Here is a 23,610-nt window from a genome sequence, read left to right on the forward strand (position 1 = left end):
AAACCCCCTTAATCCTTACGGAACATCTTCAGCATGCGCTGAGTGACGGTAAAGCCACCGAAGATGTTAATACTGGCGATCAGCACGGCGATAAACGCCAGTACAGTGACCAAAGTTGAACCCTGACCGATTTGCAGTAGCGCGCCGACCACGATAATGCCCGAAATCGCGTTAGTGACTGACATCAAAGGCGTATGCAGTGAGTGGGATACGTTCCACACCACGTAATAGCCGACGACGCAGGACAACAAGAAGACGGTGAAATGGGACAGAAACTCTGGCGGTGCAACCGATGCCACGGCGGCAAATCCGGCGACGCCTAAGGCGGCTAGCACGTATTTGAGCTTAGATGGTGCCTTCGGGGTTGTGTCTTTAGGCGCGATTTTCGCCGCTGGTTTTGCTGGCGCCGCAGAAACCGAAATCGGTGGTGGCGGGAAGGTCACTTCGCCTTCTTTGATCACCGTCATATTGCGCATGACCACATCATCGAAGTTGATGCTAGCTGTGCCGTCCTTTTCTTTACACATTAACTTCATCAGGTTGACTAAGTTAGTGCCATAAAGCTGTGACGATTGCGCGGGCAAGCGGCCGGGAAGGTCAGTATAACCAATCACTTTGACGCCGTTCGGAGTAACAAATAGCTCGCCCGATTGGGTGTATTCACAGTTACCGCCCGTTGCTGCGGCTAAGTCGACGATCACAGAGCCGCTCTTCATGCTATCGACCATTTCTTTGGTGATGAGCTTAGGTGCGGGACGACCTGGGATCAGCGCCGTGGTGATGATGATATCGACTTCCTTGGCTTGCTCGGCAAATAGTGCCATTTCGGCGGCGATAAATTCATCCGACATGGTTTTAGCGTAACCGTCCGATGAGCTGCCATCTTCGTTGGTGAAGTCCAGTTTTAGGAACTGGCCGCCCATAGACTCAATTTGCTCTGCTACTTCTAAGCGGGTATCGAAGGCTCGCACTATGGCGCCAAGTGAACCCGCAGTACCAATGGCGGCAAGACCGGCAACACCGGCACCAATCACTAGCACTTTCGCGGGCGGAACTTTACCGGCAGCGGTAATTTGGCCAGTAAAGAAACGACCAAATTGATGCGCCGCTTCGACAACGGCGCGATAACCGCCGATATTTGCCATAGAGGAGAGGGCATCGAGTGACTGGGCGCGGGAGATGCGTGGCACCATGTCCATCGCCATCACGTTGATCTTGCGTTGAGATAGTTTCTCAACCAACTCAGGGTTTTGCGCGGGCCAAATAAAGCTGACTAAGGTAGCGCCCTCTTTAATCTGGTCAATTTCTGCATCGCTTGGGGCATTGACCTTAAAAATCAGCTCCGCTTGCCAAACGTCAGTTGTCACCTTCGCGCCCGCCGCCTCAAAGGCTGCATCATCGAAGCTTGACAGTAGACCTGCATTGGCCTCAATAACAACTTCAAAGCCGAGTTTTCTAAGCTGCTCGACGGTGGCGGGGGTCGCGGCGACCCGAGTCTCACCGGCGAGACTCTCTCTCGGTATTCCAATTTGCATGATTACTCCCTGGTGGTTTGTATAATCGTTCCGCCTGAGCGCTTCCCCTGAGCTAAACCTAGGTAGGGCTAGGTCGCAGTAAGAATTAACTCGTCTATTCAATCGCGGTAAGTTAGCGCATTAAATCTAGGCATGAAATTTGTGCTTTTAAAACAAACTTCTCTGCGAGCAACAAAAGGTCACTGTACAGCAGGCTCTTCACCATTGTGGCAATACTTTGGTTTGACACAAGCGCATATTGCTCAAGCTGGTCGTTTCTATACTGGTCGGATCAAAAACTTTTAACCAGTGCACACTTTTGTAGCCTAAATTTTGCACTTTGTATATTCCAAAATGGAATTAAAAATCAAATTTTATTCTTTTTTGCTTTTCTTAAACCGCGATAAGCTTGTGGACATTACACTGTCATAGGGCCATCTCATGCTGTTAAAAGAACTTTCATCGCTGGCTTCGCCATTGTCTCAAGGACAAGTCGATAAGCTAAAACAACTCACTTCAGAGTTAAGTGCAGTACAGTTGGCTTGGGTGAGTGGCTATCTTGCTGCAACGGCTAATGCGGGCCAACTCGCGCCAGTGGCTGACGCTCAAACCGCGCAGACTGTGACTATTCTCTATGGCAGCCAAACCGGTAATGGCCGTGGCATTGCTAAGGCGCTCGCCGATAAGGCGCAGGCGCAAGGTTATGCGGTCAATCTGGCCTCTATGGGCGAATACAATGTCCGCCAATTGAAGCAAGAAACCTTACTCTTGCTGGTGGTCAGCACCCATGGTGAAGGTGAATCTCCCGATGATGCGATTGAATTACATAAGTTTTTAGCATCGAAACGCGCCCCTAAGTTAGACAATCTACATTACGCAGTGCTGGCATTGGGGGATTCTAGTTATGAGTTCTTCTGCCAAACCGGTAAAGATTTCGATGCCCGCCTCGCGGCACTGGGGGCCAAATCATTATTACCTCTAGTTGAGTGCGATGTGGACTATGAAGTTGCCGCTGGCCAGTGGCACGCCGATGTCTTAGAGGCCGTTAAACCCTTAATCCAGACATCTTCTGCGACTGTTGTATCTATAGGTACGGCCAAAGCGCTGGGCGAAAACGAGTTTGCTAAACAAAACCCCTATAGCGCCGAAGTGTTAGTGAGCCAGAAAATTACCGGCCGCGGATCAGACCGGGATGTACGCCATGTTGAAATTGACCTAGGTGACTCAGGGTTAAGCTATCAAGCGGGTGATGCCCTCGGTGTGTGGTTTAGTAATGATGAAGCCTTAGTTGAAGAGATTTTAACTGCCCTGTCACTCTCAGGTGATGAGCAAGTGGTTATTGGAACTGAGTCCTTGACTCTTAAGCAAGCCTTGGTCGATAAGAAAGAATTGACCCAGTTGTATCCTGGATTAGTCAAAGCCTGGGCTGAACTGAGCGGCAGTGCTGATCTGTTGGCATTGAGCGAAGATAAAGAACAAGTACGCCAGTTTATCCTTAAGCATCAATTGGCGGACTTAGTTACCCTATATCCATTAGCAAGCTCTGCGGCTGTGACGGCGGCAAAACTGCTTGAGTTACTGCGGCCGTTAACCCCAAGACTCTACTCTATCGCCTCAAGCCAAAGCGAAGTCGAGACAGAAGTCCATTTAACTGTGGCCTTAGTGGAAGATGAGCGCCACGGCGCGGCCCGTTTTGGCGGCGCGTCACATTTCTTAGCCTCAGCGCAGGAAGGCACGCAAGTTAAGGTTTATGTTGAGCCGAACAAGCACTTCCGTTTACCCGAAAACCCAGAAACGCCGGTGATCATGATTGGGCCTGGCACGGGGGTTGCGCCGTTCCGAGCCTTTATGCAGGAACGCGTGGCACAAGGTATTCAAGGTGATAGCTGGTTATTCTTCGGCAATCCACACTTTGAGCAGGATTTCCTGTATCAAACCGAGTGGCAACAGTATTTGAAAAATGGCGATCTCAGCCGTATCGATGTGGCGTTCTCCCGCGACCAAGCCCATAAGATCTATGTGCAGCACCGCATTAAAGAGCAAGGTCAGGCCCTGTGGCAATGGCTGCAAAATGGTGCGCATATTTACATTTGCGGCGATGCTGAGCGGATGGCGAAAGATGTTCATCAAGCCTTGATTGAGGTGGCCGTTGAAGTCGGTGGTTTAAATAGCGAAGCGGCAGAAGCCTACTTTGAAACCCTGCGCAGCGATAAGCGTTACCAAAAAGACGTGTATTAATTTCAATCGGATACGCACATAAGAAACGCATAAGAATAGCCAAAGCTGCACGCCATAACCCGTGCAGTCGCAAAATGAATTTAAGAGGCCGTTGCCATGAGTGAGCAAAAGTTAGCATTAAACGAATACCTAAAAACCGACAGCGATTACCTGCGTGGCACCATTAAAGAGGGGTTAGATTCTTCGGTGACCGGCAGTTTTAGCGATGGCGATCAGCAACTGATCAAATTCCACGGCTTCTATCAGCAAGATGACCGCGATTTACGTAACGAACGTAAAGAGCAAAAACTCGAGCCTTTATACAGCTTTATGTTGCGTGCCCGCGTGCCAGGCGGTATTTGTACACCTAAGCAATGGTTAGGCGTGGACAAAATTGCCTCGACCTTAACCAGCTCAAACAGCATTCGGTTGACTACCCGTCAAACCTTCCAATACCACGGTATTCCAAAGCGTAACTTGAAGACTATTATTCAAGACTTAGACCGCGAAGCGCTGGATTCGATTGCCGCCTGTGGTGATGTTAATCGTAACGTGATGTGTAACCCCAATCCGGTAGAATCTAAATTGCACGAGCAAGCGTATGCGGTGGCGAAAAAGCTCTCCGATCATCTGCTGCCACACACCCGCGCCTATGCCGAAATCTGGTTAGATGAAAAAAAACTGCTGACCACGGAAGATGAAACCGTTGAACCTGTATATGGCAAAACCTACTTGCCACGTAAGTTTAAAATGGCGGTTGCGGTTCCTCCTGATAATGATGTTGACGTTTACACCAACGATTTAGGCTTTATCGCTGTTGCCGAAAATGGCGAGCTGGTTGGCTTTAACCTGACTGCGGGTGGTGGCATGGGTTCGACCCATGGCGAAGTAGAAACCTTCCCACGTCTGGCTGACGACTTTGGTTTTATCAAAACTGAAGATGTGATGAAATTTGCCGAAGCTGTGATGACAGTGCAACGCGACTGGGGTAATCGCTCTAACCGTAAGCGTTCACGCCTTAAATACACTATCGTCGACCATGGCTATGAGAAATTTAAAGCCGAAGTCGAGCTGCGTGCAGGAGTAAAATTTGAGCCTAAGCGTGAGGTTGTTATCGGCGATCGCGGCGACCGTTATGGTTGGGTCGAAGGCGTTGACGGTAAGTGGCATTTAACCTTATTTATCGAAAGCGGTCGTATTAAAGATTTACCGGGCCAATCCCTGCAAACGGGGCTGCGTGAAATTGCTAAGATCCACAAGGGCGATTTCCGCATGACCTCGAATCAAAATATGATCATCGCAGGCGTCGCAGCGGAAGATAAAGCCACCATTGAAGGTTTAGCCCGTAAACACGGTCTGCTGGGTCAAGTGTTGACGCAAACCCGCGGTCACTCGATTGCCTGTGTGGCGTTGCCGACCTGTCCATTAGCGATGGCGGAAGCCGAGCGTTATTTCCCTGAGTTTATCGACCATATCGATGCGCTGCAGGCAAAACACGGTATCAGCGAGCAAGCGATTGTAGTGCGAATGACGGGTTGCCCTAACGGTTGTGCCCGCCCATTTGCCGCTGAAATTGGTCTTGTGGGTAAGGCGCCGGGTCGCTATAACTTGTACCTTGGTGCAAGCTTTGAAGGAACTCGTCTGAATAAGATGCACAGAGAAAATATCCAAGAGGCGGAAATTCTCGCCGAGTTGGATACCTTGTTTGGCCGCTACGCCGTCGAGCGTGATGCTGGCGAAACCTTTGGTAACTTCACCGTCCGTGTGGGCGTAGTGAAGGCGGTGATCGATGCCGCTAAGGATTTTCATGGCTGATCTTGAGCAAAAAAACACTGTTACAGTGCCGACTGTGATAAGCGTTGCCGAACTTAAGGCGCTATTGAATGCGCCTAAGGCAGAGCAGGCGCTAGTGCTTGAGCGCATCAATCAGTTCTTAGCCGGATTGAGCGCGCAGGAGCGAGTGCTCTGGGGGCTAGCTTATTTGCCCGGTAATCATGCGCTATCCTCAAGCTTTGGGATCCAAGCCGCAGTGATGCTGCATATGGTGAGTCAGGCAGAGGCAAATATTCCGGTGATCCTCACGGATACGGGTTATTTGTTCCCTGAGACCTATCAATTTATCGATGAGCTGACCGAGCGTTTATCGCTGAATTTAAAAGTGTATCAAGCGCCAATAACTTCGGCATGGCAGGAGGCGCGCTTTGGCAAGTTGTGGGAACAAGGGGTAGACGGGCTAGAGCAATATAACCGTTTAAATAAAGTTGAGCCTATGCAACGCGCCTTGGCCGAGCTTGAGGTCGGTACTTGGTTTGCAGGGCTGAGGCGCAGCCAAGCCAGCACCCGTGAGGCGCTGCCGATATTAGCTATCCATGGCACGCGCTTTAAGTTGCTGCCGATTATCGAATGGTCGAATAAAGATGTGCATCTCTATTTGACGCAATTTGGCCTGCCGTACCACCCACTTTGGGAGCAAGGCTATGTTTCTGTTGGTGATACCCATTCGAGTAAACCACTCGAATTAGGCATGACTGAGGAAGAAACCCGCTTTAATGGCCTAAAACGTGAGTGTGGCCTGCACTACGATATTTAGTCATCCTATTGATTTAAATATTAAACACCTCAATTTTGTTTGGGGTGTTTTTGTTTATGGCCTAAATATTTTGCGATTGCTCGATTTTAAAGCGCGTCAATGGCTGCGAAATCTCAGCTGTCATTCTGCTGTCATTAAAATAAGATAAAGTTGATTTTCATATGGTTACCTTATTCGTGACTGTTGCTTAAAAAATATTGTACATTTTTACTCACAGAGTTATGCACATTAAATCTATTTGAGCTATATTTCGAAGTTCCCGTAGATAGTCTTGAGGGATTTTACTGCGCAAATTCGATTTAATCGCTGTTTTGCGATGTTAAGTTGTTGAATATTGTTATTTATGGGCTTAGTTTGCTGTGTAACGATATAACGAGACTGAAGGCAGTAAATGTTCCAAAGGACCTCGCTCGCACCTGCGAGTATCAAGCAGTTTGATTGACTTGCTAGCCCTCGTTAATCAGTCATCTTCGCCTCGGTCAGCTGTCGTCAAAGCTGCCGAGGTCGAGTTAAGCCCGCTTTAATCATGTTTGCTCTATCCCTTATTTAATCTTTTGTTCCTATTGCCGTTTTTTCTCGGTTTATGGCTTAATTTATGACAAAATACTGGCCGCATACCTCGCTATAAATGGTTTAATAACTATCACAATGCATATGATTAATAAGAAAAATAATGAACTTATTCCAATGGATAGATATGAATGAGCGCACCTCTGTATGCGATGCGCGATCATGTCAACCGTCTCCCTACTGGCAAGGTCAATCCTCCTGTGCCTAAATCGGGAAAGCGAGGCCTTAAGCGATTGTTCGCTTGGATAGGCAAAATCATATTCGGCTTATGGCTAAGCTCGATTCTGATCGTGGTGTTATTTCGTTTTGTCGATCCTCCAATATGGACCTGGCGCATTGAGCGGGCGTTATTTCCACCCGCGCCCATAACCGAGGTGCGGCACCAGTGGCGTGGACTTGAGCAAATCTCCCCCGAGTTGCAATTAGCCGTGATTGCCGCCGAGGATCAAAAGTTTGCTAACCATAATGGCTTTGATCTTGCCGCAATAAGCTCTGCACTCGAATACAACCAAAAAGGCAATAAAGTGCGTGGCGCCAGTACGTTGAGCCAGCAGGCGGCAAAAAATCTATTTATGTGGTCGAGTCGTAGTTTTTTACGTAAGGGAATAGAGGCTTGGTTTACGCTGCTAATGGAGCTGATTTGGGATAAGTCCCGTATTCTTGAGGTGTATTTAAATATTGTCGAATTTGGCCCTGGAATTTACGGCGCCGAAGCGGCATCTAAACATTATTTTGCTAAGAGTGCGGCCAAACTTAACCGTTATGAGGCTTCTTTACTGGCGGCGGTATTACCTAATCCCTGGCGGTATAAGGTGTCACCGCCATCCCAATATGTTGAACGACGCTCGGCTTGGATCCGTAAGCAAATGCGCCAGCTCGGTAATATTACTCTTAATAAAGTCCATGGGGCGGAATAAGGCTCGGTTGAGTAAAGTGAGTTTATTCTTTGAATACCTTGCTTACTCGCCAGCGACTTAGGGGATTTTTATTACCGAGTTAAAATTAGAATGGGGATGTGTTTAGTAAATGTTAATCTTAATAGGCAATAATGGTTTGAAAGCCTATCCTGTTCGCTTCTGTGTCGGTTTAATGTTAAATTGTCGGGCAAATTTTACACCTTAGTTTTCTGATTTTGCATTATCTGCGTAAGGGATATGTAAGAGCGGATAAATATTCAAATGCCTAGGACTAATACTTCAGGTATTGTTTTCATAAAATTGAATTGTCATAAAATGGAGTTTTTTAGATGAAAAAGATGGTCATTGCTGCGGCGATAATTGCAGCGGGTGCGGGTGCGTATTGGTACACACAGCATGGAACAAGCTCGAGTGCCTCAGCAAATCCTTTACTCGATTATGTGCCTGCCGATACCCCCGTGTTTTCTGGTCAGTTGAAGCCATTTCCGTTAAAAGCGTATTTACAGTCGATTTCTGGTAATTACCAGCAATACCCAACGGATGCCCTCGCTGAATTGAGCGAGCTCGATAGTCCGATGGGCAAGTTCTTTGTGAGTATCTATCAGCAATATATGGAAGGTATTAAAGAACCTGCCGTATTACTAAAAACCTTCGGTTTAGCCGATGAAGTAAAATCATATTTCTATACTCTCGGTGCTTTGCCTGTTTTAAAAATCGAGATGAATCAAGTGGCCGCATTTTGGGCTGTGCTGGATAAAGCCGAAAAGGACAGTGGTGTAACCCATGAAATGCGTCAAGTTGGCGGTGTAGATTATCGCGCTTACGCGTTATCCGATGCAGAGTCTACTGAAAAAGCAGATCTTTTATTCGCCCATAAGGACGGTATTTTAACTGTGACTTTCAGCACTTCGGTGACTGAGCCTGAATTATTAGAAATGGCGCTCGGTTTGAAGAAGGCGCCGCAATCACTCGCCTCTTCCGGCATACTGCAAGAGATCATCAAGACCCATGGTTTTATGGAAGATAGCGTCAGCTTTATCAACCATGTTGAAATTGTTAAGGCCTTGACCTCCCCCGATAGCAATATGCTGTCGAAGCAACTGACTAAGTTCCTCGCCGATGAGAATGAGGGTGTCGATCCCTTAGCCGAGATCAGAACGCCTGAATGCCGTAGTGAGTTGACTGCCATTGCTGCAAACTGGCCGCGTACAGTTGCCGGATTAACCGCCTTCTCTGCGACGGAAAAAGAGAGCCATATGGCGGCCTCTTTTGTGGTTGAAACTAAAAATCAGCCAATCCTCACGGCATTGCAAAAAATGCGTGGGTTCATTCCGGCTCACTTAGCCAATATCGATAGCACTATCTTCTCTATGGGATTAGGCCTCGATGTTAACGAAGTCGCGCCTTCACTCACGGCGATTTGGGACGATCTGCAAAAGCCGCAGTTAACCTGTGCGCCACTGGCTGAATTGCAAGCCGAATTGAGTCAGCAGAGTCCTGCCATGCTTGGCATGTTTACGGGCATGGCAAATGGCGTGAAGGGCATGAGTGTCTCATTACTCGATTATAAGATGAGTTCACAGGATCAAGAGCCAAAGCTTGAAAGCTTAGATGCCTTAGTGAGCCTGAGTGCCGATAATCCATCGATGCTATTTAATATGGTGAAACCCTTCGCGCCTATGCTTGCCGAAGTGCAATTGGCCGAAAATGGTGACGCAACGGATTTATCACCAATATTAATGTTGCCACCAGAGTTAGGTATCAAACCAATGTTGGCGATTAAAGGCCAACACTTAGTGGTTTACAGTGGTGATAAAGGTTTAGCCTTGGCCAATAAGTTAGCGGATGAAAAAATCGCAGCAAATGGCCTCTATAGCATGTCGGCGGATTACGGCAAAATGTTTACCCCAGTGCTGACACTGCTAGAAATGAGTGGCGAACCTATCCCCGAGGAATTGCAAATGTTGAAGGATTACAACATGCGCGTTCAAATGAGTTTCGACGTTAATAAGCAAGGATTAGTCTTCGGCTCAGTGATGAACTCTAAGGCTGGCGATAACAAGTAAGCCCTTGTCTGTGATAAAAAAGCCCGCAAATTGCGGGCTTTTTTATAGCGAATGGTTTTGGGCAAGTCTAGGCTGTGATCTAAAGGAACTGACCGACTTAGGGGGCGCTGATTTAACTAAACTCACTAGGCCCTGCCATTCAATATCACTATTTTGAGGTAACAAAATATCGGGTTCTGTGCCATTTCCCGATAGCAGTTGTCCCTTGGCATCATAGGTAAGTGAGCTGCTAAAACCTACCTCTAAGCCACTATTGGGTAAAGTAAAATGGTATTGTCTTGCAAAATCCCCCGAGGTTTTCTCCCCGATCAAATTTACCCTAGACCAGGCTTTAGTCCGGTAAGCTATCCATTCACATTCCTGCCGGCACCGCGGGCTTACCAGTAGTGCAAGGCGATTACTCCCCTCGGGGGTAACATCGGGTTTAGTTCGGACATACCAAGGGCTAAATTTGTTCTCATCGATATCAGGTAAGTGCCGAGTCAGCATTTTCAGCTTTGGTAAGCTAAAATCGAGCGCCGCTAAAGGTTTAAAGTTGAGGGGCTGCAGGTAATCGTTCCTAAATTCTGGGGAGCGGCGGTAATGGGCAAATCCCATTATTTGGCGAAGCGGTCGACTATCTGAAGAAGCATCCTGATAGCGGGATAGCATACTGAGCAATTTAGGGCTAAAGCCATGGGCTTCCCGCAGATCGACCACCAGTAACGGCTGTTTCATGCCTTCAATCAGGGCTTGTTGTTGTGTCTTGTCCTGCTCGAAGGCATAGAGATCGTCGATCCTTAGTCTCACTGTGGTGTTGTTGATGGTTTCTAATGGGTAAGCCGTTTTTGGCAATATTGCCGATTTTAATTCGGAAAGTTGAGTTAAAAATTCGCTAGCTGTAGGTTCCGAGGCCTCTGTATTAGCCGTCATCGCTGCGTGATTGCGTGGTGATTTTTGAGCTAAGGCTATCGTCACCTGCTGGGTTTGCAACTCGTCATTAATTAAGGTGATCAGCACATAAGATTTGAGACTGAGCCCTAAATCTTCCCGTAACAAATTGAGCTTTTTAAGCCAAGGCAATTGCATCTCTTGGCTCTCTTTTGCGGGTTCTGGCAGGTAGGCTTGGCTCGCCGTGACCCATTTACTTAAAGGCAGGCCATCGATATGGGTAATAAAGGGGAAATCAGGATTAATAGGGCTATTTTTAGCATCTAATGCGAGCCATTGCTCGTTTATCGGCCTAAGAGTTAGGGGCAGATCACCACCATTATCGTCAAAGTGACTGACTTGGGAGCCAGGATCTTTCATGGTATTGAGTAGCTTAGTTATTTCTGCGGCGAATCTGCCATTGGGCGTGAGATCTTGGTATTGCTCGGCAATGAGCGTTGCCATATGGGTGAGTTGTTCGGTGTTTTTAGGTGGATTTAAGGCATAAAACGCCGAGTGTTGCTCAATTTGGTCGAGTAATGCAAAGAGATCTTGTCGTATATCCTGTGCACTTAATTCAGGGCTAAGTGTTTCGTCAGGCAGAGCAAAAAACGCGAGCTTAATTAAGCTCGCGAGGATAATGGCAGTGAGTAATGTGACTATGCTGCGGTAGCTAAAACTCATATTCATCTATAGTGCTGGTCGAGTAGGCATAGAATTATGGCTGATTTTTGTCCGCTGTCACCTTAAAGAATATCATTGAGTGAGACTCCGATCCCTATGCGTTGGTTATGGTAGTTGTAGTCGATCAGGCTCTCACCATATCCATTAAAGTATTGAGTATAAAAGCGTAGATTACCTGCAATCGGATAACTCCAGGTTAATTCTGCCGAACCTCTGTCGATATCCTTTAGATTATTTTTTAGGGTGAGCGTGAATCTATGTTCATCTATACCATAGACACCGACAAATTCAGCCCTGCCTATGTACTCTTCAATATCAGGATTGTCGTCACCTTGGGCTTGATTGGGGTCGGTTTTTTCATCTTCTGGAATTCGCCACCATATCTTAGTGGAGAAGGCGAGGGGGCCCGCATCGAAAATCATAGTGCCATAGAGTCGATTCCAACTGCGGGAAAGGCTACCCGACTTACCATTAGATTGATGAACGGCACCAAAGCCCCAGAAAGAGTTAGTGACACTGCCGATTTTCCAATCGTTATTAAACAGCATAAAGACTTCGGGTTCGTGGTTAGTTTCACGGAAGGGGGACGAGATATCTTTGTTATACACTTGCCAATAGGATTGGTTGGTATAGGCAAAAAACAGATGACCATTGTCGCCAAATACATTGTACCAAATAGGAAACTTAAAGCTTATCTGGAACTTAGCTTCAACATTATCCAAAGTGTAATCATTTTCGGCCGCATCTTCGGTAAAGGGCTCCATATTAGGATCGGGACTGTAGGTGACAGGCAAGATGTAATTGACTTTATGCGGTGTGATCACAAAGGGACGTTCTGAGGTAGCAAGCTCGTCCTGTACACGCCCTTCAACTAGAGATTCTTCCGCCAGTGGCCCAGTACAAATTAACAGCCCAATTAATGCGATACCTTTATGAAATAGGGACATCGGCCCTCCTTGATGTGTTTGTCAGTCTTATGCTTTCTACAATCAATCTCCCAGCTTAACACTAGTTATTGTATTCACTGTTACTTATACCCAAGCTATGGTTGGACTTGACTCGGTTAAATGTAGATTTAGCTCAAACATTCAGGGAGATGAGTAGAATTTTTGGCAATAACATAGTGCCAGAACAGCAGTTCTTGTATGTCCTGATTGAGCAAAGATATTAGCATTTAGATTTAAAAGTTTAATAAATTTAATTGGTTATTATATTTTTGTCTTGGATTTATTGCATCTATTCGGCACTTTTTTATGTTGGTTTCTGTCACTAAATACTGTGTTATAACTAAAAGATATAAAAACTAATAATTATCTATTTATTATGGAATATAAGAGGCGCTATATTTCTACCGGACTAACGTGATCTTGGGGAATGTGATGGAAGTTTTATCTTTACCGGGCCAAAAGGCCAAAGGCAAAGTGTGGCTGGTTGGCGCAGGCCCCGGAGATGTTGAGCTGTTAACACTAAAGGCATGGCGGATTCTTAAAGCCGCCGATGTGGTGTTATACGATGCCTTAGTCAGCCAAGATATTCTCGAACTTATTCCCAAAGAAGCCGAGAAGATTGCCGTTGGTAAGCGTGCTGGCAAACACAGTGCCGCCCAAGATGAGATTAATCAGCTACTTGTCACTAAAGCCTATACCCGTAAGAATGTGGTTCGCCTTAAAGGGGGTGATCCTTTTATCTTCGGTCGCGGCGGCGAAGAGCTGCAAACCTTAGTCGAAGCGGGTGTTGAGTTTGAAGTCGTCCCCGGCATTACCGCCGCCAGTGGCACTTCGGCCTATGCGGGTATCCCGTTGACCCACAGAGATCACGCCCAAGGTGTCACTTTTATCACCGGCCATTGCCAGTTAGAAAACCGCCCTATGGATTGGCAGGGTTATGCTAATCCTAACAATACCTTAGTCGTGTATATGGGCATACTTAACGCGGGCATTATTCGCCAAGGTCTAGTCGATGCGGGCCGAAACCCTGAAACACCTGTGGCGATAGTCTCAAAGGCAACCACTAAAGAACAACGTCGTTTTATCGGCCGCTTAGGTGAGCTTGAACAGCTTGCCGCCGATCCCGAATTACAAATGCCAGCCCTGATGATCATAGGGGAAGTCGTTGCACTTTCAGCGACGCTTAATTGGTTCAATCCAGAAGCCATAGACAATGCTCTGTGCCAGCATGAGCTGACTCAGATAACAAAAGTATCGACAAATTAACAAAATAAGTGACAAATTAAGCAATCATGCTGTGTCAATGCAGCAAATTTTAGGTAAACGGAGAATAGTATGGCCGGGCGTGAATTAAGCCACTTACAACAACTGGAAGCCGAGAGTATCCAGATCATTCGTGAAGTTGCAGCCGAATTCGACAATCCTGTGATGTTGTATTCCATCGGGAAAGATTCTTCCGTTATGTTGCACTTAGCGCGTAAAGCCTTTTATCCGGGCAAGATCCCATTTCCGCTGCTGCATGTTGACACGGGCTGGAAATTCAAAGAGATGATCGCGTTTCGTGATGCCCAGGCCAAGAAATTTGGCTTCGAGTTACTGACCCACATCAACCCTGAAGGTTTGGCCCAGGGGATTAATCCCTTCGACCATGGCAGTGCGAAACACACTGACATCATGAAAACCCAAGGTTTAAAGCAAGCACTGAACCAATACGGTTTTGATGCGGCCTTCGGTGGGGCTCGCCGCGACGAAGAAAAATCCCGCGCCAAAGAGCGAGTGTATTCCTTCCGCGACCGTCACCACAGATGGGATCCTAAAAATCAACGTCCAGAACTGTGGCGCACCTATAACGGCGCGGTAAATAAGGGCGAAAGCATTCGCGTATTCCCGTTATCTAACTGGACTGAGTTAGATATTTGGCAATATATCTATCAAGAAAACATTGAGTTAGTGCCTTTGTACTTTGCCGCTAAACGCCCCGTGGTTGAGCGCGGTGGTCAGTTGATCTTAGCCGATGACGAGCGGATGCAATTAGCCGAAGGCGAGCAGATTAAAGAAGAAGTGGTACGTTTTAGGACCTTAGGTTGTTACCCACTCACGGCGGCCATGCATTCTGAGGCCGATAGCCTAGAGAAGATTATTGAAGAAATGCTGTTAACCCGTTCAAGCGAACGCCAAGGCCGATTGATCGACTCAGATCAAAGTGCCTCCATGGAGCAGAAGAAGCGTCAAGGCTACTTCTAAACTCGGCAAGGTTAACCCTATTTCGCGAAGGTGGCGCAAGCAAAGCGCGACCTTTAGCCAAGCAGATCAAGAGTGAGATAACGATGGATAAAGCAGTCAACAAAACCAATCGTATGGCGGCGGAAATTAGCCTCCACGGGGTGAAAGAATATTTAGCCCAGCAGCAACATAAAGGTTTGCTGCGCTTTTTAACCTGTGGCAGTGTCGATGATGGCAAAAGTACCTTAATTGGCCGCCTGTTACACGACAGCGCGCAGATCTATGAAGATCAATTAGCGAGCCTAAAGAGCGACAGCGCTAAGATGGGCACCACAGGTGAGGCGATTGATTTGGCCTTGCTGGTCGATGGTCTGCAAGCCGAACGCGAGCAGGGTATCACTATCGATGTGGCCTACCGTTATTTTTCAAGTGATAAGCGCAAGTTCATCATCGCCGATACCCCTGGCCATGAGCAGTACACCCGCAATATGGCCACGGGCGCTTCGACCTGTGATCTCGCGGTGATCTTAGTCGATGCCCGCTATGGCGTGCAGACTCAGACCAAGCGCCATGCGTTTATTGCCTCATTACTGGGTATTCGTCACTTCGTGGTTGCCGTCAACAAGATGGATTTGCTGGGGTTTGACGAGCAAGTATTCAACCGTATTCGCGCCGATTTTACGGATTTCGTTAAAGATTTCGGTAACCTCGATATCCACTTTGTACCCTTATCGGCACTGAATGGTGACAACGTGGTCGAGCGCAGCACCCAAAGCCCTTGGTATCAAGGCGGTACTCTGCTTGAGCTGTTAGAAACTATTGATACCCAACGCGAACTCAGTGCATTGCCCGTGCGTTTCCCGGTGCAATATGTGTCACGTCCTAATTTAGATTTCCGCGGTTTTGCGGGCACTTTAGCCTCTGGCATCATCAAGGTTGGCGATGAGTTAGTCGCTTTACCATCGGGCAAACGCAGTAAGGTTGACCGTATTGTCACCTTCGATGGCGATCTTAAGGAAGCCGTTGCGGGCCAAGCTGTGACTATTACGCTCGAGGATGAAATTGATATTTCCCGTGGCGATTTATTGGCCAAGCCAGATTCTGCCCCCGCAGTGGCAAATCAGATCACTGCGGATATCGTCTGGATGGACGAAAAGCCATTACAACTCGGCCAGTTATACGACATCAAAGTCGCGGGTAAGAAGACACAAGCCTCAGTGACTGCTATCGATTATGTGGTTGACGTTAACACCTTAGCACGCAGCCAGGTGGATACACTGGGATTAAACGCCATTGCCCGCGTGACCTTAGAGCTGACCGAAGACATAGTGTTCGATGCCTATTCGTTAGTGCGTGATACGGGCGGAATGATCTTAATCGACCGCTTGAGTAATGCGACTGTTGCCGCAGTGATGGTGGTATCGGGTCAACATGTGAGCAAGCAAGTGTCTTCACAATTCAGTGCCTTTGAGGTTGAGTTTAATGCTTTAGTGCGTAAACATTTCCCCCATTGGCAAGCCATTGATATTACAAAGCTTGGAGCTTAATTAGTGACTGACTTGTGGCTATTAGCGCTTATTTTATTTGGCTTGGTGACTGGCTTAATTAGCGGCCGTATTAATCCCGCAGCATTGTTTTTATTTGCTTTTTTACTCTGCTATCTGTTGGGTATGGTGGCGCTCGATACCGCATTAACAAGCTTTACAAATATTGGCTTAGTCACATTAGTATTATTGGTATTGGCGGCAACGGCGTTAGAAAAAACGTCTCTGCTGGGAAAGTTGAGTCAAGTCATAGGCAATAGTTCTTTGCCTATGACACTGACAAAGCTTGGGTTTTCGACGGCTTTGCTGTCGTCCTTTACCAATAACACTGCGGTCGTAGCATCATTGATTGGCGTTGTGCGTCGCAATCAGGCCCACGCGCCCGCTAAGTTATTGTTACCACTAAATTATGCGACGATTTTAGGTGGCACACTGACGCTGATCGGTACCTCGACCAACTTGATTGTGAACTCCTTTGTGGAAAACGCAGGCTTACCCGCCTTAGGTTTTTTCGAGTTTACACCAGTCGCTGTGGTGATAGTGATCGCAGGTATGCTGCTGCTTATCCTACTGGCCAATACCTTGCCCGATAGACGGGAAGAGTCGGGGGATGAAACCTTGCCCTATCTACTCGAAGCCCATGTGGCCAAAGGTTCGTCCTTAGTCGGTCGCAGTGTGGTCGATAACAAGCTCAGGGCATTGAAGAAGTTATATCTAGTTGAATTAGAACGCAGCGGCATTTGTATTTGCCCTGTGCCGCCCCAGTTAGTGCTGCAAGCGGACGATGTACTGCGCTTCAGCGGCGCGGTCGAGTCGGTGGAATTATTACATCAATTCGACGGTTTAGATTGGTTTGGTAAGCATCAGGCCAAGGGGCAAAATCTGGTTGAAGCCGTGCTTGCGCCATCATCCAGTTTAGTCGGCAGTTCGTTGAAAGAGTCGCGTTTTCGTGAGCAGTTCGATGCGGCCGTGATGGCGATTCGCCGTGGGCATCACCCACTAAAGGGCGGGCTTGGTGACATTATTCTGCAACCCGGTGATGTGTTACTACTGACGCCTGGGGATGGTTTTCGTACCAGCACTAAGCTCAGTTCAGAGTTTGCCGCTATCAGTGGCCTAGATTTAAATGTGCGCTTAGATAGCCGTCGTAGCCAATTTGTATTGCTAGGTTTTGTGGCCACGATCGTCTTGAGTGTCACTGGCGTATTACCATTGGCTAAAGGGTTAGTGCTCTTGCTGCTCAGTTATTTTGCCATTGGCGCTGTCACGCTTGCTGAGCTTAAACGCCGTTTCCCATTGGAATTAGTGGTGATAGTGGGGAGCGCCTTAGGCCTCGCCAACTTGATGATGAGCACTGGCCTTGCTGACAGTTTAGCCCAAGGGTTGCTCTCGGTTATCAATGGTTATGGAGCGTTTGGCGCCTTTGTCGGTGTGTATTTGATGACCTTGTTGTTGACTGAACTGGTCACCAACAACGCGGCGGCGGCGCTGGCTTTCCCGATCGCCTATGCGATTGCGCTTAATTACGGTGTCGATGCCAGACCCTTTATTATGGCCGTGGTCTTTGGTGCCAGCGCGAGTTTTATTTCGCCCTACGGCTATCAAACTAATTTGATGGTATTTAATGCGGGTAATTACCATTTCAGTGATTTCGTGCGTTTAGGGTTACCACTCTCAGTGCTGTATTCCCTGATAGTGATTTTTATGGTGCCTATTATCTTTCCGTTTTAGCCCTAGAGTGAATTGAGTGCCCTTGGACCTTTATATTGAAGTCGCCAAGGATGCCGAAGGAAGTGAGGATTATTTATGACCAATATCGTGTGGCATCAACATCTTGTCGATCAAGCTGCAAGGGCCGAACAAAAGGGGCAAAATCCAGTATTACTCTGGTTTACGGGACTTTCTGGCGCGGGCAAGTCGACCCTTGCGGGGGCATTAGAGCGGGCGTTATTTGAGGCGGGATTCCACACTTATTTGCTCGATGGCGATAATGTGCGCCATGGTCTGTGTAAAGACTTAGGGTTTACCGTAGAAGATCGAGACGAGAATCTACGCCGTGTGGGTGAAGTCGCCAAGTTAATGGTGGATGCGGGGCTAGTGGTGTTATCGGCCTTTATTTCCCCGACCCGTGAAGAGCGCGATAGCATTCGTGCCCGTTTCCCGGCAGGGCAGTTTATTGAGGTGCATGTGTCTACGCCATTAAGTGTGTGTGAGCAGCGGGATCCTAAGGGGTTGTACGTTAAAGCGCGCAGTGGTGAGATCAGCAATTTCACCGGGATTTCATCGCCCTATGAGGCGCCATTAGCGGCGGAGTTAACCATAGATACCAGTAAAGGCGATCTAGCGAGCCAAGTTAGAGCGCTTATCGATTACTTAACCGCGATCAGCGTGATTAATGCCGATAAGGTAAAAGCATCTTAAAAATGTAATTTAAAATCAATTAAATAGGCGCCAAGTGGCGCCTATTTTTATGGCAGAGATGGGGCGCAAAGAGTGCACCATTATTCGATTTTAAAATCCTTGGCAAATAAGATCTGCAGTGCCTTTAGGTATTCTTGATCTGCCTTAGGCTGCACCAGCTGGGCGAGTTCATCACCAATCGGCGTTAAGCGATAATAGCTAAACAGTAAGTTACCGTTCTTGGGGGTTAACTTCATCTGTATCCCTGGCATAGTGAATTGGATTGGGGTTTTGCTGGTTAGTAGACCTGTTTCAAATTCGCTACTGTGCAGTATACCCGCATCGACTAAGGTCAAGATGCTGGAATAGGGCAGGCCAAACTGGGATAAGCCTAAATTGACCGAGGTCGTTTTTCTAAAGTATTGCCCAATCCCGCCGGATAGCCGATAACCGCTGATGAGTTTTAGCCGCTGTTCGTTATTCACCTTAGCCGCCATGCCTAGGGCTTTTTCCAGTATTTGGGCTTCCCTGTGGGTTAATTGCTTAAGGAGCGCAAGGGTTCGCAGGCTGAAATTCCCCGGATTAACAATTTCGCTCGATAAAATACGTGCCCACAGATCCTGCATCTTGCGGTTATGGATTTGCTCCGCCATCAGAAAGAACTGGTGGCTCCAGTCGGGATCAAGGTCGACACCCGTTACATCCGATGGGGTGTAGCTCAAAGCCAGGGCAAAGATAGTTTCCACATTGGCCTGATATTGGCTCGACAGCTTACGTGCCCTATGTTGCGCTCGTTCTGCAATGGAAGCGTTTGCTGGGCGATAATCTTGCTCACTGGCTAAACCCAATTGGCGGCCGAGAAGCAGGGCTTTTTTACGGGCTGAGACCTCGGATGTCGATTCGCCTTCTTCTGCCAACATTAAAATATCTGAATCCTTCATCGGGTGAATAATCCTTGAACCTGCATTATGGTGGAGGGCATGGCGTTCTCATACCTTAGGTTACGCCTTTAGCTTATTCCCTATCCAATGATTATGCCGCTTTATTTGACAATATTGGCGATGGTTTTCGCATTTTTGCCTGACCAAGACCATAAGGTTTCATTACCGGGTTCAGGATGGCGCGGAACATTGAGCGCTAAAATAAAGGAACATACGGCAAAACCCGCACCTATATAAAAGACGAGGGCAGGGTCCGTTAACCATAATAAGCCTAGGAGTACGGGAATGATGACAGCGGCGATATGGTTAATGGTAAAGCTGACTGACATAGTGGCTGCAATATCTTTGCTATCGGCGATTTTTTGGAAGTAAGTCTTCATGGCAATCGCCATGGCAAACAACAAATGATCGATAACATAAAGCGCTGCAGCCATATGGGCTTGCTCGACTAACGCGTAACTGACGAAGACGAAAAAGAGCCCTACATACTCCACAGCAAGTGCATTACGTTCGCCAATGCGGCCAATAATACGACCGATAGCGGGGGCAAAGAGTAAATTCACTACATAGTTTATTAAAAATAAAGCCGTGATCTCACTGACGCTATAGCCGAATTTTTCGACCATCATAAAGCCCGCGAAGACCATAAAAATCTGCCTCCTAGCCCCGGAAAAGAAAGTTAGCAGGTAATACAGCCAGTAGCGTTTACGCAGAATAATCTTTTTATGTTGAACCTCTTTGGTTTCAAACTCTGGATAGTAGAGGCCCATACTCAGCACCATAATGAGACCTAAGATCCCAATAATCAGATACATATGCCAGTAGTCTAACTTAAGCCAGGTCATCACCAGCCAGATACTCGCGTAGCCCACAAGGGCCGCCGCAGAGCGCCAAGCCAGTGCTTTACCCATAAATCCAGCGGCATCTTTTTTATCGACCCATTGGAGCGTAAGGGATTGATTTATGGTTTCAAAATAGTGAAATCCAACCGACATCAATACCGTGGTGATGTATAGCCCCATCACCTGCGGGAAAAAGCCAGTTATGGCCACACCAATACACAATAGCGCCAGTGACAGCAGGGCAAAGGCTTGCTCGCGGATCAGTAGTAGTACAAAGATGGCGGTAAAGGCGAGAAAGCCGGGGATTTCCCTTAGACTTTGTAACATGCCGATTTCAGCACCGGTAAATTGGGCTTTTTCAATCACAAAATTATTGAGTAGGGCTTGCCACACAGCAAACACTAATGACATGACGAAGGTCATCCACAGCAATAATATTTTGGGATCTTTAGTTGGAGAGTTTTGCATGGATATAGGGTACTCAGGCGATAAGTGTTCAAATGCTAATGCTTTTTTCATTCATTAGCCATAACAGGCCATACTGATATATGCCGAATATGTAACAGTTTGAGTCCCAGCATTTTTGATATCTATTTTTGTGAGCAAGCTATAACTCCAGCATATCCCTTGACTAGTTGGGGCTAAGCTCGTGATCTATTTCATGTAAATGACTGAGTAAATCACCTAGTATGCAATAGCGTAATAGGTAGTTTGCCTGTTGCGAGATAAATCTAAGCCGCCTCTTCCTATTATCTTTCGGGCCGCTTTTTCTTATTTTATTGAGATAAATCGAGACTAAAGTGAAAAAAATTCTGATCATTTTCTCTAGTGTCCACGGCCAGACCCGTAAAATCACTAATCAGCTGGCGCAGCAGCTTAAAGACTTAGGCAATTCGGTTGTTATTGCCGATATTAAAGCGGTGCCAGCCATGGAGTCCTTCGATAAAATTATCATAGGTGCCAGTATTCGCCATGGTAAGCATAGTTCTGTTTTATATGAATTTATTCAGAAGCATCAGTCTCTGTTAACCCAAAAAATGGGCGGCTTTTTCTCCGTGAGTTTAGTTGCCCGTAAACCGGAGAAAAATACGCCGGAAACAAACCCTTATATGCAGGCCTTTTTAAGTAAAACTACTTGGCGACCTAAGTTGTTACAGGTCTTTGGGGGGAACTTAAACTACCAAGGTTATAACGCTCTAGATAGAAATATTATCCGTTTTATTATGTGGTTAACTAAAGGTCCAACGGACCCTGTGACCAATGTTGAATATACGGATTGGCAGAAAGTGGCCGAGTTTGCCGAGCAAATTCACCAAGCAGAGTAAGGAGATCTAATGCCGAGTCTGGTCGCTAAGCTCAAGCAAGTGTTGGCTATTTTTATTGCACATCTGCATGTGTGGATTGTGATTTGCTGTACTTTCTTAGTGTGCACTAGCCCATGGATTTTTATTGGCAGAAGCCTCAGAAGCCACGCCAGTATTTGGGATTATCTCCATGTTTACCTAGGGCTTTTTTGCGCCTTACTCGGTGGGTTATTTCTGGTTCGCAATACTTTGCAGGGTAAGTGGCACTTGTATTTTGGCTGGCTAGTGGGTGACTGGGCACAGCTTAAGCAAGATATGGTTGGGATAACACGCGGTAAGCTCCCCGTGGCGGGGGGCAAAGGGTTATTTAGCACAGTGGAGGGCATTGGAATGCTATTACTCGTTGCAACTGGGCTGACGGGTGTTGCATGGTTTGCCTACCAAGATACCGCAGCGGCAATGGAGTGGCGCGCTTATCATCAGGTTTTTGCCCAAGCCTTTATCGCCTTTTTGATTATTCATCTCGTGTTGGCAGCAACTCATATCATTGAATTTATTCGTCAATAGATCCTAAGATTATTTATTTTTAGCATTTTGCCGGTCACACCGATATAGCGTCTCGCGAACTGTGGGACATTATGATTCGGAACCTTTATGTCGGTTTGTGGCCTAGCATTTATGCCTTGCCTGTCGCTGAGCGTGGTTAAACGTTCAGCCCATGTTCATCGACAAGATATACATTCACTCTTAGACTTAATTCTATCTACGTCTTTAAGTTTAACTCTCTCTGCCTCTTCAGGATTTTCGACTAAAGATCTGTGTCTTTTGGCCGGCAGAAATGAGTTTAACCCTATAGAAGCGTTGAGAATTATTTTGAAATCCTAAATGGAGGTATCCTATGAACATTCAAAAAAGTGCTCTTGCTGTTGTTTTAACTGGTTTATTGTTTGGTTGTGGCGGCTCAGATTCAGATGATCCCGCCCCACAGACGGGGACCTTTAGTCTAGGTGTCTCCGACAATCCCGCCGATGCTAAATCAGTCACTATTGCATTTAAACAAGTGGTTTTAAAAAATGAGGCTGGCAGCCATTCATTTAATGTTATGCCCAATGGTGAACTCAAATTTGTTGATTTGTTGGAATTTCAAGGTAGTGCAGTAGAAACCTTAGTCAGTGGCCAATCCATCCCCGTTGGCGAATACCAAATGTGTCTCTATATGAAAAACAGCACAGTGGCGAATGCGGAGAGTTCATTTGTGCAGACTATGGACGATGCCACACATGGGTTAGTTACCAACAGTAATGGCTCCTGTGGTGGTGTTGGCGCGGAAGATAGCGATACGGGAAGACTGTTTTTTAATCAAAAATTCACTATCGCGGCGGGTGTGAATAACTTTGTCGCCGAATTTGATTTAAATAAAGGGTTACAGGGACCACATGGGAATAAGGACTATTGGACCCTGAAGCCAACCTCAGTTCAGTTGTTTAATCAATCCGAAGTCGGAGCGATTAAGGGAACTGTGGGTGCTACCGTAATGGAAGGATGTGAAGTGGCTGCTGGTGGTTCAGAATTTGCCCCTACGGTTTACTTATATCCGGCTAATACTGGGTTAGAGCAGATGAAGGATTTTCGTGCCGAGGCCGATACTGCCACTGAAATTGCTCCCATTGCCGCCGCAAGGGTTAATGATATTACGGATACTAACGGACAAGTAATTGGGCATGGCTACGAGTTTGGTTTCGTTGTTACTGGGGATTACAGCCTAGGCTACACTTGTTTGGCGCAAAATGATGATCCCGATGTGAGTAATAATGCGGACGATGTGGACGCACCGTTTTTCATTCATGCCGATGAGCAGGGCATTACCGTTACTGCAAAAGCGGTCACTGAGCGTAATTTCCCCTAGGCAAGCTAGCTTTGTGGGTTTATTCCAGCGAGGATG

Annotated in this window: 18 protein-coding genes; 13 read left to right on the top strand and 5 right to left on the bottom strand. The window is 47.0% G+C overall.

What is annotated here, in order from left to right; genetic code table 11:
* Nucleotides 1–8 precede the first annotated feature (8 nt).
* Nucleotides 9–1,535 carry a Re/Si-specific NAD(P)(+) transhydrogenase subunit alpha gene (locus MJO46_RS16350; protein WP_253990239.1) on the bottom strand — a complete coding sequence of 509 codons (1,527 nt, stop codon included), beginning with the start codon at nucleotides 1,533–1,535 and terminating at the stop codon, nucleotides 9–11.
* 420 nt (nucleotides 1,536–1,955) lie between these two features.
* Between MJO46_RS16350 and MJO46_RS16355 the strand changes: the two genes are divergently transcribed.
* The 5 genes from MJO46_RS16355 to MJO46_RS16375 all read left to right on the top strand — a co-directional run bounded on the left by MJO46_RS16355 (nucleotide 1,956) and on the right by MJO46_RS16375 (nucleotide 9,874).
* A complete protein-coding gene (locus MJO46_RS16355; protein WP_253990240.1) occupies nucleotides 1,956–3,752 on the top strand; it encodes an assimilatory sulfite reductase (NADPH) flavoprotein subunit in 1,797 nt (598 codons plus the stop codon).
* A gap of 96 nt (nucleotides 3,753–3,848) precedes the next feature.
* The gene (gene cysI, locus MJO46_RS16360; protein ID WP_253990241.1) at nucleotides 3,849–5,546 is read left to right on the top strand and encodes an assimilatory sulfite reductase (NADPH) hemoprotein subunit; all 1,698 of its coding nucleotides are present in this window, start codon (nucleotides 3,849–3,851) and stop codon (nucleotides 5,544–5,546) included.
* Nucleotides 5,539–6,321 carry a phosphoadenylyl-sulfate reductase gene (locus tag MJO46_RS16365; RefSeq protein ID WP_253990242.1) on the top strand — a complete coding sequence of 261 codons (783 nt, stop codon included), beginning with the start codon at nucleotides 5,539–5,541 and terminating at the stop codon, nucleotides 6,319–6,321. The genes cysI and MJO46_RS16365 overlap by 8 nt, the downstream gene beginning before the upstream one ends.
* 701 nt (nucleotides 6,322–7,022) lie before the next feature.
* Nucleotides 7,023–7,808 (top strand): monofunctional biosynthetic peptidoglycan transglycosylase, encoded by a 786-nt coding sequence (gene mtgA, locus MJO46_RS16370; RefSeq protein WP_253990243.1) that lies wholly within the window; start codon nucleotides 7,023–7,025, stop codon nucleotides 7,806–7,808.
* 329 nt (nucleotides 7,809–8,137) lie between these two features.
* Nucleotides 8,138–9,874, top strand: coding sequence for a hypothetical protein (locus MJO46_RS16375; protein ID WP_253990244.1), 1,737 nt, complete (start codon nucleotides 8,138–8,140; stop codon nucleotides 9,872–9,874).
* Nucleotides 9,875–9,916: 42 nt separating this feature from the next.
* Here MJO46_RS16375 and MJO46_RS16380 read toward each other — a convergent pair whose 3' ends face one another.
* Nucleotides 9,917–11,467: a S41 family peptidase gene (locus MJO46_RS16380; RefSeq protein WP_253990306.1), complete on the bottom strand. Its 1,551-nt coding sequence runs from the start codon at nucleotides 11,465–11,467 to the stop codon at nucleotides 9,917–9,919.
* 62 nt (nucleotides 11,468–11,529) lie between these two features.
* Complete coding sequence (locus MJO46_RS16385) at nucleotides 11,530–12,414, bottom strand: phospholipase A (protein WP_253990245.1); 885 nt, start codon at nucleotides 12,412–12,414, stop codon at nucleotides 11,530–11,532.
* Nucleotides 12,415–12,846: 432 nt separating this feature from the next.
* On the opposite strand from MJO46_RS16385, the gene cobA reads away from it, so the two are divergent.
* The 5 genes from cobA (at nucleotide 12,847) to cysC (ending at nucleotide 18,602) form a co-directional block, all read left to right on the top strand.
* Entirely contained in the window at nucleotides 12,847–13,680 is an 834-nt protein-coding gene (cobA, locus tag MJO46_RS16390; RefSeq protein ID WP_253990246.1) for a uroporphyrinogen-III C-methyltransferase, read from the top strand.
* Nucleotides 13,681–13,749: 69 nt separating this feature from the next.
* Nucleotides 13,750–14,658 carry a sulfate adenylyltransferase subunit CysD gene (gene cysD, locus MJO46_RS16395; protein WP_007645629.1) on the top strand — a complete coding sequence of 303 codons (909 nt, stop codon included), beginning with the start codon at nucleotides 13,750–13,752 and terminating at the stop codon, nucleotides 14,656–14,658.
* 83 nt (nucleotides 14,659–14,741) lie between these two features.
* On the top strand, nucleotides 14,742–16,184 hold the full coding sequence (cysN, locus tag MJO46_RS16400; protein ID WP_253990247.1) for a sulfate adenylyltransferase subunit CysN: 1,443 nt from the start codon (nucleotides 14,742–14,744) through the stop codon (nucleotides 16,182–16,184).
* A 3-nt stretch (nucleotides 16,185–16,187) separates the two neighbouring features.
* Nucleotides 16,188–17,912, top strand: a complete 1,725-nt coding sequence (locus MJO46_RS16405) for an SLC13 family permease (RefSeq protein ID WP_253990248.1) — start codon at nucleotides 16,188–16,190, stop codon at nucleotides 17,910–17,912.
* Between the two features lie 75 nt (nucleotides 17,913–17,987).
* A complete protein-coding gene (gene cysC, locus MJO46_RS16410) occupies nucleotides 17,988–18,602 on the top strand; it encodes an adenylyl-sulfate kinase (protein WP_253990249.1) in 615 nt (204 codons plus the stop codon).
* A gap of 80 nt (nucleotides 18,603–18,682) precedes the next feature.
* On the opposite strand, the gene MJO46_RS16415 is transcribed toward cysC, so the two are convergent.
* Together MJO46_RS16415 and MJO46_RS16420 are read right to left on the bottom strand one after the other, a co-directional pair.
* Nucleotides 18,683–19,522, bottom strand: coding sequence for a TIGR03899 family protein (locus MJO46_RS16415; RefSeq protein ID WP_198780896.1), 840 nt, complete (start codon nucleotides 19,520–19,522; stop codon nucleotides 18,683–18,685).
* 101 nt (nucleotides 19,523–19,623) lie between these two features.
* Nucleotides 19,624–20,832 carry an MFS transporter gene (locus tag MJO46_RS16420; protein ID WP_253990307.1) on the bottom strand — a complete coding sequence of 403 codons (1,209 nt, stop codon included), beginning with the start codon at nucleotides 20,830–20,832 and terminating at the stop codon, nucleotides 19,624–19,626.
* 332 nt (nucleotides 20,833–21,164) lie between these two features.
* Here MJO46_RS16420 and hemG point away from each other — a divergent pair, with 332 nt between their 5' ends.
* The 3 genes from hemG (at nucleotide 21,165) to MJO46_RS16435 (ending at nucleotide 23,574) form a co-directional block, all read left to right on the top strand.
* Nucleotides 21,165–21,689 (top strand): menaquinone-dependent protoporphyrinogen IX dehydrogenase, encoded by a 525-nt coding sequence (gene hemG, locus MJO46_RS16425; protein ID WP_253990250.1) that lies wholly within the window; start codon nucleotides 21,165–21,167, stop codon nucleotides 21,687–21,689.
* Between the two features lie 9 nt (nucleotides 21,690–21,698).
* Nucleotides 21,699–22,235, top strand: a complete 537-nt coding sequence (locus MJO46_RS16430) for a cytochrome b/b6 domain-containing protein (RefSeq protein WP_253990251.1) — start codon at nucleotides 21,699–21,701, stop codon at nucleotides 22,233–22,235.
* A gap of 331 nt (nucleotides 22,236–22,566) precedes the next feature.
* Nucleotides 22,567–23,574 (top strand): DUF4382 domain-containing protein, encoded by a 1,008-nt coding sequence (locus MJO46_RS16435; RefSeq protein ID WP_253990252.1) that lies wholly within the window; start codon nucleotides 22,567–22,569, stop codon nucleotides 23,572–23,574.
* The last annotated feature ends 36 nt before the right edge of the window (nucleotides 23,575–23,610 follow it).

The sequence above is a fragment of the Shewanella sp. KJ2020 genome, from assembly GCF_024197625.1.
GTDB lineage: Bacteria > Pseudomonadota > Gammaproteobacteria > Enterobacterales > Shewanellaceae > Shewanella.

What these genes read in the sequence shown, in the direction of transcription:
- MJO46_RS16350 (WP_253990239.1), bottom strand. Translation starts at nt 1,535, where the DNA reads ATGCAAATTGGAATACCGAGAGAGAGTCTCGCCGGTGAGACTCGGGTC.
- MJO46_RS16355 (WP_253990240.1), top strand. Translation starts at nt 1,956, where the DNA reads ATGCTGTTAAAAGAACTTTCATCGCTGGCTTCGCCATTGTCTCAAGGA.
- cysI (WP_253990241.1), top strand. Translation starts at nt 3,849, where the DNA reads ATGAGTGAGCAAAAGTTAGCATTAAACGAATACCTAAAAACCGACAGC.
- MJO46_RS16365 (WP_253990242.1), top strand. Translation starts at nt 5,539, where the DNA reads ATGGCTGATCTTGAGCAAAAAAACACTGTTACAGTGCCGACTGTGATA.
- mtgA (WP_253990243.1), top strand. Translation starts at nt 7,023, where the DNA reads ATGAGCGCACCTCTGTATGCGATGCGCGATCATGTCAACCGTCTCCCT.
- MJO46_RS16375 (WP_253990244.1), top strand. Translation starts at nt 8,138, where the DNA reads ATGAAAAAGATGGTCATTGCTGCGGCGATAATTGCAGCGGGTGCGGGT.
- MJO46_RS16380 (WP_253990306.1), bottom strand. Translation starts at nt 11,467, where the DNA reads ATGAGTTTTAGCTACCGCAGCATAGTCACATTACTCACTGCCATTATC.
- MJO46_RS16385 (WP_253990245.1), bottom strand. Translation starts at nt 12,414, where the DNA reads ATGTCCCTATTTCATAAAGGTATCGCATTAATTGGGCTGTTAATTTGT.
- cobA (WP_253990246.1), top strand. Translation starts at nt 12,847, where the DNA reads ATGGAAGTTTTATCTTTACCGGGCCAAAAGGCCAAAGGCAAAGTGTGG.
- cysD (WP_007645629.1), top strand. Translation starts at nt 13,750, where the DNA reads ATGGCCGGGCGTGAATTAAGCCACTTACAACAACTGGAAGCCGAGAGT.
- cysN (WP_253990247.1), top strand. Translation starts at nt 14,742, where the DNA reads ATGGATAAAGCAGTCAACAAAACCAATCGTATGGCGGCGGAAATTAGC.
- cysC (WP_253990249.1), top strand. Translation starts at nt 17,988, where the DNA reads ATGACCAATATCGTGTGGCATCAACATCTTGTCGATCAAGCTGCAAGG.
- MJO46_RS16415 (WP_198780896.1), bottom strand. Translation starts at nt 19,522, where the DNA reads ATGAAGGATTCAGATATTTTAATGTTGGCAGAAGAAGGCGAATCGACA.
- MJO46_RS16420 (WP_253990307.1), bottom strand. Translation starts at nt 20,832, where the DNA reads ATGCAAAACTCTCCAACTAAAGATCCCAAAATATTATTGCTGTGGATG.
- MJO46_RS16430 (WP_253990251.1), top strand. Translation starts at nt 21,699, where the DNA reads ATGCCGAGTCTGGTCGCTAAGCTCAAGCAAGTGTTGGCTATTTTTATT.
- MJO46_RS16435 (WP_253990252.1), top strand. Translation starts at nt 22,567, where the DNA reads ATGAACATTCAAAAAAGTGCTCTTGCTGTTGTTTTAACTGGTTTATTG.